General features: G+C 60.9%; 13 protein-coding genes and 1 pseudogene. 7 read left to right on the forward strand and 7 right to left on the reverse strand.

All coding sequences use genetic code 11. The features are described 5' to 3' along the window. Positions 1 to 104: 104 nt before the first annotated feature. The 6 genes from MOV61_RS24255 to MOV61_RS24280 form a co-directional block, all read right to left on the reverse strand. Complete coding sequence (locus MOV61_RS24255) at positions 105 to 1400, reverse strand: CpaE family protein (RefSeq protein ID WP_247138428.1); 1296 nt, start codon at positions 1398 to 1400, stop codon at positions 105 to 107. Positions 1401 to 1421: 21 nt separating this feature from the next. Beyond that, positions 1422 to 2102, reverse strand: coding sequence for a CpaD family pilus assembly protein (locus tag MOV61_RS24260; RefSeq protein ID WP_247138429.1), 681 nt, complete (start codon positions 2100 to 2102; stop codon positions 1422 to 1424). Positions 2103 to 2153: 51 nt separating this feature from the next. Further along, positions 2154 to 3695 (reverse strand): type II and III secretion system protein family protein, encoded by a 1542-nt coding sequence (locus MOV61_RS24265; RefSeq protein ID WP_038548173.1) that lies wholly within the window; start codon positions 3693 to 3695, stop codon positions 2154 to 2156. Between the two features lie 13 nt (positions 3696 to 3708). Further along, complete coding sequence (gene cpaB, locus MOV61_RS24270) at positions 3709 to 4521, reverse strand: Flp pilus assembly protein CpaB (RefSeq protein ID WP_038549949.1); 813 nt, start codon at positions 4519 to 4521, stop codon at positions 3709 to 3711. Between the two features lie 114 nt (positions 4522 to 4635). Then, on the reverse strand, positions 4636 to 5148 hold the full coding sequence (locus MOV61_RS24275) for a prepilin peptidase (protein WP_247138433.1): 513 nt from the start codon (positions 5146 to 5148) through the stop codon (positions 4636 to 4638). Between the two features lie 139 nt (positions 5149 to 5287). Next, positions 5288 to 5476, reverse strand: a complete 189-nt coding sequence (locus MOV61_RS24280) for a Flp family type IVb pilin (protein WP_038548170.1) — start codon at positions 5474 to 5476, stop codon at positions 5288 to 5290. Between the two features lie 399 nt (positions 5477 to 5875). Between MOV61_RS24280 and MOV61_RS24285 the strand changes: the two genes are divergently transcribed. The 7 genes from MOV61_RS24285 to MOV61_RS24315 all read left to right on the forward strand — a co-directional run bounded on the left by MOV61_RS24285 (position 5876) and on the right by MOV61_RS24315 (position 11298). Next, on the forward strand, positions 5876 to 6286 hold the full coding sequence (locus tag MOV61_RS24285; protein ID WP_247138434.1) for a pilus assembly protein N-terminal domain-containing protein: 411 nt from the start codon (positions 5876 to 5878) through the stop codon (positions 6284 to 6286). 100 nt (positions 6287 to 6386) lie between these two features. Beyond that, complete coding sequence (locus MOV61_RS24290; RefSeq protein WP_247138430.1) at positions 6387 to 7028, forward strand: TadE/TadG family type IV pilus assembly protein; 642 nt, start codon at positions 6387 to 6389, stop codon at positions 7026 to 7028. Beyond that, positions 7028 to 7621 carry a TadE/TadG family type IV pilus assembly protein gene (locus MOV61_RS24295; RefSeq protein WP_408962425.1) on the forward strand — a complete coding sequence of 198 codons (594 nt, stop codon included), beginning with the start codon at positions 7028 to 7030 and terminating at the stop codon, positions 7619 to 7621. Before MOV61_RS24290 ends, MOV61_RS24295 begins: the two co-directional genes overlap by 1 nt. A 112-nt stretch (positions 7622 to 7733) precedes the next feature. After that, a complete protein-coding gene (locus tag MOV61_RS24300; RefSeq protein WP_247138431.1) occupies positions 7734 to 8954 on the forward strand; it encodes a phosphopentomutase in 1221 nt (406 codons plus the stop codon). Further along, a complete protein-coding gene (locus MOV61_RS24305; RefSeq protein WP_247138432.1) occupies positions 8951 to 9967 on the forward strand; it encodes an adenosine deaminase in 1017 nt (338 codons plus the stop codon). Before MOV61_RS24300 ends, MOV61_RS24305 begins: the two co-directional genes overlap by 4 nt. Before the next feature lie 61 nt (positions 9968 to 10028). Beyond that, positions 10029 to 10658, forward strand: coding sequence for a uracil phosphoribosyltransferase (gene upp, locus MOV61_RS24310; RefSeq protein ID WP_038592343.1), 630 nt, complete (start codon positions 10029 to 10031; stop codon positions 10656 to 10658). Between the two features lie 124 nt (positions 10659 to 10782). After that, positions 10783 to 11298 carry a TIGR02281 family clan AA aspartic protease gene (locus MOV61_RS24315; protein ID WP_247036482.1) on the forward strand — a complete coding sequence of 172 codons (516 nt, stop codon included), beginning with the start codon at positions 10783 to 10785 and terminating at the stop codon, positions 11296 to 11298. On the opposite strand, the pseudogene MOV61_RS24320 reads toward MOV61_RS24315, so the two are convergent. After that, positions 11299 to 11585 (reverse strand): annotated as a pseudogene (locus MOV61_RS24320) (thymidine phosphorylase); the annotation flags it as partial.

The following is an 11585-nucleotide window of genomic DNA, read 5'->3' on the forward strand; positions in this document are numbered from 1 at the left end:
GACCGCGCCGCGGCAGGCGCTGGCACAGCCGGCGGCGGCGCGACGCTGCCGCTCTTCCCAAATCCCTCGTTTCCGCGTTTTCCAAACATACCGGTTTCCTGGTGTTATGCCTTCTTGCGCCCGAGCATGCCGAGCATCTTGCCAAGCCCACCCTTCTTCACCTTCTTCATGGCGACCCGACCCGTGACGATGTGGGCGATCTGCGAGAAGGTTTCGGCGGCTGGCGATTTTGCGTCGATTTCGGAAATCATGCGGCCGCTATTGGCGGCATTGCCGAACAGCTGCACGTCGAACGGCAGGATGGCGATCGGCTCGATCTCCAATGGTTCAATGAAATCGTTCGGAGCGATCTCCGGACGTTTCGGCATGCCGACCTGGTTGAGGATCAGGTGCGGCGCACGGTCGTTCGGCCGAAGCTTCTTCAAGGCATCGATCATGTTCTTCGTGTTGCGCAGGTTGGCAAGATCCGGCACCGCGCAGATCACCACCTCGTCGACCTCCGACAGAACCGCCCGCGTCCATTCCGTCCAGCCATGCGGAACGTCGAGAACGGCCATCGGTGCGCTGCGCTGTAGGAGCTCGATGATCGGCGTGAACGCATTGCGATCGAAATCATAGGCGCGATCCAGCAGCGAGGGAGCCGCCAGCAGCGAGAGATGTTCGGAACACTTGGTCAGAAGGCGATCGAGGAAGACCTCGTCCAGGCGTTCCGGCGCAAAGACCGCTTCAGCGATGCCCTGGGCCGGATCCTGGTCGAAATCGATATTGGCCGTGCCGAAGGGAAGATCGAGATCGGCAAGGATGGTCTCGGTCGAGAACAGGTTCGAAATACCGAAGGCGCAGTTGTGCGCAATGGTCGAGGCACCGACGCCGCCCTTGGCACCAATGAAGGCGATCGATTTGCCGAGCGGCTCGGCTTCGGGATCCACGAAAATCGCCGAGATCGAAGCGAGCATGTCCGGCATCTGCACGGGGCCAACGAGATATTCGGAAATGCCGTTGCGGATCAGCTCGCGATAGAGCGAAATATCGTTGTAACGGCCAACGACGATGACCCTGGTCGAGGGGTCGCACACTTCCGCAAGCGGCGTGAGCTCATGCAGCAGGTTCTTCGGCTCGGCGTCGGTTTCCAGGATGATGAGGTTCGGGGTCGGCGTGGACGAAAACATGTTGGCAGCGGCACTGGTGCCACCGATGGTCACGCGCAGGTTGACCTTGGCCATGCGGCGATCACGGGCCATGCGGTCCATCGTGCGCTGCATCGCTTCGCTTTCGCAGAAGGAATGAATGGAGATGCGCGGCAACGGGCGCAGCGCGTCGAAATCGCCGGGACGATCGGCGTCCTCGGCAGACCCTTCACCCTGGCCGGGAGTGCGGATTTCGTAGTTGATCGCGCTCATTGTTTTCTCCGGTTCCCTGGCTTACGGCGTCGTGGTGCCACTGGATTCCCCGCGATAATCGCTGATGACCTTGGCGCGCTGCGCCGCGTCGATCGGCGTGATGGCGCGCGGGGCGATGAGGTCCGTGGGGTTGGCGACCTGGGCTGCAAGATTGTTCTGGCTGGCGCAGCCGAAATTGTACCAGTTCTTGTTGCCGAACGTGTTGTCCGACAGATCCGCCGGCCATTCGCCACACTGGCCGGTCATCGCCTTGGTCGTCACGTAGGAAAGTCGGATCGGGGCTGCATCGCCATTCGGCGAGGCCGCGTAGCTGCTCATCAGGATCCGCTGCGGCCTGATGCCGGACCGCGTCAGTTCACGGCGGATATCGCCCGCCAGATGTTGCGCGGCACCGGAATTATAGGAGCCATAGGGTACCTGGATCTGCATTACACCGGCAGGCGACGCCATGAAGTTCTGCGCAAATCCCTTGACCGTATCGCGCATACCGGTCGTCAGGCGAACATCGCCCGAGGCGATCGGAATATCAAGCGTCGACTGACCTTCCGCCAGGACGATCGGATGGCGGGTGCGATAGTCGTCGGGGATGGCGCCGGTGGTGAGCTGGCTGTTGCCGCAGGCCGACAGGAGCAAGCCGGATGCCGCGAGCGCGAAGGCTGCGGCAATCTGGCGGCGACGGGACCTGGTTGTAACCTTGGTCATGGCATCCTGTCCTTCGGCGGAGATTTTCTGCGTTTCAATGTCCATGACCGCTCACTTGTAGATAAAGCCGACGGCGCCGTGATATTGGCCCGTCGCGACGGGCTCCTTGCGGCCGTAGATCTTGTTGACGCGGTTCAGGAAGAAGGTCGCTGCATCGTTTTCCGGATTGAAGTTGTCGTCCGGCCGGGCGATCTCGCTGCGCGCAACGGGACGGACCAGATACGGCGTCGCGATGATCACGAGTTCGGTTTCGTTGCGGACGAAATCCTTGCTGCGAAAGAGCGTGCCGAACACCGGCACCTTGGAAATGCCCGGCAGGCCGGACATCGCCTGTCGGACGTTGTCCTGCACCAGGCCGGCAATCACGATGGAGCCGCCGGAGGGCAACTCGACGGTGGTCGAAGCCTCGCGCTTGCGGATCGACATGTAGGTATTGCCGGGGATCCGCAGCGAAGCACCATTACCCGTCGCGGCAGAACCTTCATAGGTCGGCTCCGACACGTTGGTTTCGATCACCAGGCTGATGCGCCCGGGCGACAGAACGACGGGCTTGAAGTTCAGTTCGATGCCATAATCGACCGTGTTGACCGTCTGCGTGACGGTCCCCTTCTGGCCGTCGACCTCCTGCTGGGCAGGCAGGCGGAATTCGCCGCCGACGTAGAATTTTGCCTGCTGGCCCGAAATGGCGGTCAGGCTGGGTTCGGCAAGCGTGCGCATGACGCCCGCCTGCTCCATGGCGTTCATGTAAGTCGAAAGAGCGACATTGCCGATGTTGCCGGACAGGACGCCTTGAGCAGCCAAGCCGACGGCATTTCCCAGATTGGCGGGATTGGCAAAGGAAATCGAACCCTTGGGACCGGCCACAGACCCATTGAAGCCAAGCTGCTTCAACACCTGCCGGCTGACTTCCGCAACCGTCACCTTGAGCGTGACCTGGTCCTCGCCCTCGATCGTCAGGAGGTTGACGATCTGAGATTTCTGTCGGTTTTCGGCGAAGATGTCCGCGTCGCCGTTATTGCCCTGAGCCGTGATATTCCGGGTGGTCGCCTCGCCGCCCTTGAGGAAGGCGGTGGTGAGCTTTTCCGCCTGCGCCGAGTCCTGGGGGGTGCGCACGCTTCCCGACAGCACGATGTTGTCCGAGATGATCTCGACCTTGATGTTCGATTCCGGCAGGAACCGGCGAAGGTTCTGCTCAAGACCGGAAATGTCGCGTTCGATTGCCACGTCCAGGCTGACGATTTCCTCGCCGTTGGGCCCGAAGACGAAGATATTGGTCTGGCCAACGGTCTTGCCGAACAGATAGATGCGGCGGGAGGTGCGCGTCACCGCGTCTGCCATGCTCGGGTCGGCGACCAGAATATCGTGGGCGTCGGAAGGCAGGTCGACGACCAGGGCCTTGTTGAGGCCGAGCTGCAGCCGTTTACGGATGCCAGGGCCCCCTTCGGTGATGCGGACGACGCTGTTTTCGGCCGCCAGGGCTTGCGCAGGTTCAAGACTGATCGGGGCGATATTCAGCGAAATGCCGGAAAAGGCGAGGCAAAAAGCCAAGCCTGCCGCTGCCGAGCTACGAATCTTGTGTTTCAGACTGTTCACTTGAGCGCTCCGTTCATTTCGCCTGCACCGCCGTCGCCGTGCTCTTGACGATCGCGCCCGATTTGATGACCTGGATATCCGCCTTGCCATCGCCCCCATGCAGCAAATAGCCCGGGGCGACCGTGTCGGCCTCCTGCGAGTCCGCGACAGAGCGCAGCGCGAGCGTCAACCGCTGGGCCATCTGCTGGGCGACGGCGATGACCTTTGCCTGATCCGGCGTCAGTTCCAGCGTCGCCGTCGTGCCGACCACCGATTTCTTGCCGTCTTCACTTTCCTGGACCTGCTGGTCGATCGCGAGGACGCGGACGTTGCTCAGGATGGTTTCGGTAATGTAGTTGCCGCTGTCCTTGTTCTCGCGCACCATGATGATGTCGACGCGATCATTCGGCAGCACGAAGCCGCCGGCGCCCGTCGCCACCGAAATCTCGGTTGCGACGGCCCGTTTTCCTGACGGAAGCAACGAGGACATGATGCGGCTGGATGAATCGGCAATCTTCTCGGCGCGCATCGGCTCGCCCTTGAACATCGGCATGCGGACCACGACACCCTGAAGCTCGGTCATCGCGTTCGGCCGCGTGGAATCGGTGATGAAGCCGTCGACGACGCCGCTCGAGGGCCAGGACGCCCACTGCATCGACTTATCGTTCAGCCGACTGCCGATGGGCAGGTTCTCAGCCGAGACGAGCACCTTGACCGTCGGCTCCTTCTGGATGACGGTTTCCACCAGTTCGGGTGCCTTGGTGCCGGAAAGGCGCATGGCGAGCATGCCGGCGAGACCCGCCGCCACCACGGCAACCGCGAGAATAATGATACGGGTGGGCTTCATGGCCATTCCTTGAGGGAACACTAATTCCCCCGGAGAATGGTCTCCAATGGTGTAATTATAGTTAATGAGACGCTTACAATTCTGGTTAACGCGATCTTTCCATCGCGGAAACCTTTATTGAAACGCCTTCACGGCCAGGAGATGGATCGGGGCAAGCTCGAGGGTCAGGAAGCCGGCGATCGCGATGGCGATACCGTAAGGGATCTTCTTGGCGTTGACGAGGGATGAGGGGAGCGGGATGCCCATGGCCATGACCGACTCCGCCTGCGAGCGCAGGAGCAGGAAAGCAAGCGTCACCGCGCCGCCGACATAACCCACGGTGACGAGGAAAACGAGAAGCGAGTGATTGAAGCCGAACCAGACGGCGGTCGCGGTCAGGAGCTTCGCATCGCCGCCGCCCATGACATTGAAGGCAAACAGCGCGAAACACGCGCCGAACACGGCAAGGCCGGCGACCATATTCATGCCGATCTCCGGCCAGGACAGCCCTGCGAGCGGGGCCAGGACCAGAAAGGACACCAGAATAACCGCTGATACCCGGTTCGGGATCGTCATGCTGACGAGATCGAAGATGGCGGCAAGCGCCAGGCAAAGCGGCAGGATTGTAAGAATGGCCAGAGTGATCACGATCATTGCTGAATCCGCCGCCATCAGTCAGGATTTGTATGCGCGGAATGCGCGATCCCCAACCCCTGCTGAACTACGAAATAGACGAAGCCGTCCCGATTGTGATCGAGCCGGCTTCTGAAATTTGTCAGGCCTACAATCAGCAGGCGGTGGTGCCGGTGCCGCAGTTAAGCTTCTTCGAGATGTTGGTGAACTGGGTGTTCAGCGAAGTGCCGAGGGTGGTCGCACCAGCGATCAGAGCAACGGAGATGAGTGCTGCGATAAGACCATACTCGATGGCGGTCGCACCAGACTCATCTTTCATAAAACGGGCGAAAATCTTGGTCATGGAACTCTCCTACTCCACATTTGTTGTTCAGCACGTCCCGACAACTGTTTCCGTTGTTCGGATGACTGCAATCTACAGACGGACGATTGCGATCGGCTTAAGGAACATCATTACCAACCCGTTAATGGACGATTGCCGGTTGCGTGGTAAACGAAGGGGAAAGAAAAAGGATCGCATTCGACATGTGTTCACTCCTGCTCATAATTGACTAATGTACATTTTTTTACAGAGCTTTAATTTACATGCGGGAAGGCTGATACTTGCTCCATGGGCTGCGATCCCGGCCATTCGGCAATGGTTAAGATGAGATCAAACCCGGCCGCCTGTGCCGCTTAACCTTTCATACACCAATCACCTCCATTCTTGGCCGATAACAACCGCACCCTAAAGGCTGCCCTAATGCTGTTCCGTAGCGTCATCGTCCGACTCCTCGCCATTTGCGGTGGCGTGTTCGCTGGCGCGGGACATGTTGCTGCGCAGGATCAAGGGGATCTTCTGCGCGTATTCATGAATCACGCGCGCGTGCTGAAACTCGACCGCCCGGTCAGCAAGGTCATCGTCGGCAATTCCAACGTCGCCGATGCCACCGTCGCGGATTCCACCACGATCGTTCTGACCGGCCGCAGTTTCGGCACGACCAATCTGGTGCTGCTTGACGCGCAGGGCAACGCGATTGCCGATGAACGCATCCTCGTTTCCATCGACGAAGGCAACACGGTGCGCGTCTTCCGGCAAACCGAACGTTCCATCCTCTCCTGCACACCCAATTGCGAGCAGCATGCCGAGTTCAAGAACACCTCCTCGCCCTGATCGGGGACAGGTGGTTAAACTGCAGACAATCACCGCAACGGAATCTCAATAATCGAACCCTAGGATCGGCGTGCTCAAACCGGGCTGTCGGGCGGGAACCATGTGCCAGGATCATGACGATACCAAAAGCGGTGCGCCCGTACCTGTAAAGGGTAGGCGCGGTGCATGGCGGCGGATCATCCGCTCGAAAGACGGAGCAGCGGCGATCGAATTCGCGCTACTCGCCATTCCGTATTTCCTGATCGTGTTTGCGATCGTCGAAACCTTCATCGCCTATACGGGCGAACAGCTTGTCGCCAATGCCGTCGACACGATGGCGCGCAAGCTCAGGACCGGCAATATTACCTATGGGCTCAATCGCGGCACAGACAAGAACCAGACGGAATTCCGCCGCGCTTTCTGCGCCGAAATATCGATCCTGATCACGTGCAGCGATGCTGAAATTACGACGCCGGACAAACTTCTGCTCGACGTCCGCTCGTTCGCGAGCTTCGCATTGATACCGAAGACAATCCCGCGTTCGACGTCCGGTGGCGATTTCGGTGAGCTCGATACATCTTCCTTCGCCTATGCGCCGGGCCCCGCCAAAAGCATCAACATGCTGCGTGCCTATTACCGCTGGGATGTCGTCACCGATCTGATCCGGCCTTACATCACCAATGTCAGGCCTGCGAACGGCGGACGGCCGAACTATTTCCTGATCGTCGAGACATCCGCCTTCCGAGCCGAGGACTATCCGTGATGGAAGAGCAAAAGCCGCAGCCGCAGTCGCGACATCCGGGCCTGTTGACCCGCCTCAGGCAGTTCATGACCGACAGGCGCGGCGTTGGCGCAGTCGAGTTCGCGCTGATCGCGCCGCTGCTTCTCAGCCTCTACATCACGTCCTTCGAGATCACCATCGGCCTCAGCGTCTCCAAGCGGGTGACGCGCAGCGCCAGTACGATCGCCGATCTCGTGACCCGGGAAACGAGTGTCGACAAGACGATGCTTGCGACGATGAAAGACGTCACCGCCAGTCTTTTCGCCCCCTATACGCCCAACACGCTCAGCATTAAGGTCACGGGCGTGACGCTCGATGCCAATGGCAATCCGACCGTTGCCTGGTCGTGGAACCAGGATAACGGCAGGCCCTATGTGGTCGGCTCTGCGGTCCCGGTGCCGCCCGACATGCATATAGCCAATTCCTTCCTCGTCCGGGCGGAAGTTTCGGTCCACCACGAACTGTTGATGTTCATGCCCGGCCTTTTGCCAAGCGAGGTTCAGAACATCACCATCGCGCGGGAGTATTTCTACCGCCAGCGCCTCGGGAACAACGTCGCCTGCACCAATTGCTGACGCGCATCGGACGTCATGCCCTTTGCTAATACATCCGCACGGCTATATGAATCCCGATTCGAGCCGGCAGCCAAACCGTCGGCCGGGCGATATTCAAACTTCCGGGTGACCGATGGCGCGTGCGTTCCTGTTCGTTCTTGATTCCTTCGGCGTGGGTGGTGCCCCCGATGCGGACGAGTATGGCGATCTCGGCTCCAATACGCTCGGGCATATCGCGCAGTTCTGCGCCGCAGGCGTCGGCGACCGCGCGGGTCTGAGGGAAGGCCCGCTGCATCTGCCGAACATGTCATCGCTCGGTCTTCTGGAAATCGCAAAGCTCGCCGGCGGCGACTATCCCGTCGGCATGCCGATGCCGGAGCGGATCTTCGGCCTGTACGGCGCCGCCAACGAAATTTCCCGTGGCAAGGATACCCCGTCCGGCCATTGGGAAATCGCCGGCACGCCGGTTATGTTCGATTGGGGTTATTTCCCGACCGAAGGCGAGGCCTTCTCTCCCGAACTGGTGGACGCCATCTGCCGTGAAGCCGGCATTTCGGGCATTCTCGGCAATTGCCACGCATCCGGCACCGAAATCATCGCCCGGCTTGGGGAAGAGCATATCCGCACCGGAAGGCCTATCTGCTACACATCGACCGACTCCGTCTTCCAGATTGCCGCCCACGAAACCCATTTCGGCCTCGACCGGCTGCTCAGGCTCTGCGAAACCGTGCGGGTGCTGCTCGATCCGATGAATATCGGCCGGGTGATCGCCCGGCCTTTTGTCGGCGAAACGGCGACCACGTTCCAGCGCACCGGCAATCGCCGCGACTTCTCCGTGCCGCCGCCGGAGCCGACATTGCTCGACCGGCTGATCCGGGGCGGCCGGTCGGTACATGCCATCGGCAAGATCGGCGACATCTTTGCGCACCAGGGCGTGTCGCGCGTCATCAAGGCGGACGGCAATGCGGCGCTGATGGAGGCGACGCTTGCCGCGATGGACGAGGCAACCGTCGGCGACCTGGTCTTCACCAATTTCGTCGATTTCGACATGCTTTACGGCCATCGCCGTGACGTGCCGGGTTACGCCGCGGCACTCGAAGCCTTCGACCGCGCACTTCCGGACGTCCACCGGCGGCTGAAACCGGGGGATCTCGTCATTCTCACCGCAGACCATGGTTGCGATCCGACCTGGCGCGGCACCGACCACACCCGTGAGCGGGTGCCGGTCATGGCGTTCGGGCCGGGCATCCGCTCCCGCTCGATCGGGGTCAGATCAACCTACGCGGATATTGCCGAAACAATCGCTGCCCATCTGTCGATACCGCCTGGGCCCAACGGATGGAGCTTCCTTTGACCAGACACCTCCTCAAGGCCGAGATTCACTGCCATATCGAGGGCGCCACGCCGCCGGCACTGGCAAAAACCCAAGCCACGAAATACGGCGTCGATGCAAGCAAGGTGTTGCGTGACGGCGCCTATGTCTGGTCAGACTTCTCCGAATTCCTCGTCTGCTACGATGCTGTCGCCGCGCTCTTCAAAACCGCCGACGACTATGCGCTGCTGACCGAGACCTATCTTCTGGAACTTGCCGCCGCCAGCACGATCTACAGCGAGATCATCGTCTCGCCCGATCATGGAGACCGGATCGGGCTCGGAGCGGATGCCTATCTCGCCGGCATCTGCGACGGCATCCACGCAGCCCGCGAAAAGACCGGCATCGAGGCGCGGATCATCGTCACGGGCGAGCGGCATTTCGGCCCGGACCGGGTGATCTCGGCCGCGGAATATGCGGCACGCGCGAAAAACCCGCTGGTGACCGGTTTCAACATGGCCGGCGAGGAACGCATGGGCCGCGTCGCCGACTATGCTCGTGCCTTCGATATCGCCCGCGATGCCGGATTGGGTCTGACCATCCATGCCGGTGAGGTCTGCGGTGCCTTCAGCGTCGCCGATGCGCTCGATCTGGTAAAGCCCTCGCGGATTGGCCATGGCGTGCGCGCAATCGAGGATCCGGCGCTGGTGGAACGGCTTGTCGAGCTTGGCACCGTGCTCGAAGTCTGCCCCGGCTCGAACATCGCGCTGAAGGTGTTTCCGGATTTCGACAGCCACCCGCTGAAGCGCCTCAAGGCCGCGGGGGTGCGGGTCTGCATCAATTCCGACGACCCGCCGTTCTTCCACACCTCGCTCGCCCGCGAATACGAGATCGCGTCGGCGGTGATGGGGATGTCGGACGGCGAGATCGATGAGATGACGCGCACGGCGATCGAGGCTGCCTTCGTGGACGACGCGACAAGGGCAAAACTGATCGCCCGGTTCGACGCCCAGAGCGGGTCAGAGGCTGGGGATGAGGCGGCCATACGCGCCTGATGGGTTGCGGAACCGGCCTTTTTCCTGAAAGAAGAGACAGGCAAACAAGAAGGGGAAGCTCATGGACGGCGTCACTGTCATCGATCATCCGCTGGTGCAGCACAAGCTGACGATCATGCGCAAGAAGGAAACCTCGACGGCGGGCTTCCGACGGCTGCTCCGGGAAATCTCGATGCTGCTCTGCTACGAGGTGACCCGCGACCTCGAACTGACCATGGAAACGATCGAGACCCCGCTCGTCGAAATGCAGGCGCCGATCGTCGAAGGCAAGAAGCTGGTTTTTGCCTCGATCCTGCGCGCCGGCAACGGGCTTCTCGAAGGCATGCTCGAACTTGTGCCTTCGGCCCGCGTCGCGCATATCGGCGTCTACCGCGACCACGAGACGCTGCAGCCGGTCGAATATTACTTCAAGGCGCCGGAAGACATTGCCGAGCGGCTGATCATCGTCGTCGATCCGATGCTGGCGACCGGCAATTCCTCGATCGCTGCCGTGGACAAGCTCAAGGAACGCGGCGCCCACAATATCCGCTTCCTTTGCCTGCTTGCAGCCCCCGAGGGCATCGCCAACTTCCGCGCGGCGCATCCGGATGTGAAGATCTACACGGCCTCGATCGACAGCCACCTCAATGAGAAGGGCTATATCGTGCCCGGCCTCGGTGACGCCGGCGACCGGATGTACGGCACCAAGTAAGTAATTTAGAATTCGCTTACCAAGCTTTTAAATGAACGGCCTGCGGGGATTTCGCGGGCCGTTTTCTTATGAATTGTCGGTTATGCAGGAAGCGGATATCCGGTTCATGCCGAGAGGATTGTTCATGCTCCTGCGCACCGTCATTTTTGCAGCCGTTACGGCGCTGCTGGCGACACAGATCCCAGCGCTGATCCAGCGTGCAGATCATGCGCCGGAGGCAATGGCTGCGGCCGAAGCGCCGGCAAAGGCCACGCCTGTTTCGGTGACACCCGGCAGCGTGACCCTGGAAGCCGATGGCCGAGGTCACTTCAACGGCACGTTCCGGATGAACGGCAAATCCGTCGACGGCCTCGTCGATACCGGTGCGTCGCTGGTGGCGATCAACGAAAGCACGGCGCGCAAGCTGGGCTACAGCGCCAACGGCCTGGATTTCCGCTACACGGTCAACACCGCCAATGGCGGAACCGAGGCGGCGCATGTGGTCCTCGACCGCATCGAGATCGGCGGCGTGCGCGTCAAGGACGTCGATACCTTCGTGCTGCGCGACAAGGCGCTTGCCGGCACGCTGATCGGCATGAGCTTCCTGAAGAAACTGAAATCCTTCCAGGTGGAAGGCGGCAACCTGAAGCTGATCCAGTGATCAGCCGATACGTTTCAAGATGACCGACGCGGCTGCGACCGGGGCGTCTGAGATCGTATAGAAGCGCGCAATATCCTCAGCGATCCGCTCGGCATCCTCTTTTGTCCTGGCATGCACCATGGCGATCGGCTCGCCTTCCGAGACTTGGCGACCGAGCGGCAGAAGCTCGTTGATGCCGACGCGATGATCGATCGGATCCGCAGCCCGCTTGCGGCCTCCACCGAGTTCGACGACGGCCAGGCCGATGGCCCGGGTCTCGCAGGCTGCGAGATACCCATCGCGCGGCG

It is taken from the genome of Neorhizobium sp. BETTINA12A (assembly GCF_023006485.1).
Lineage (GTDB): Bacteria > Pseudomonadota > Alphaproteobacteria > Rhizobiales > Rhizobiaceae > Neorhizobium.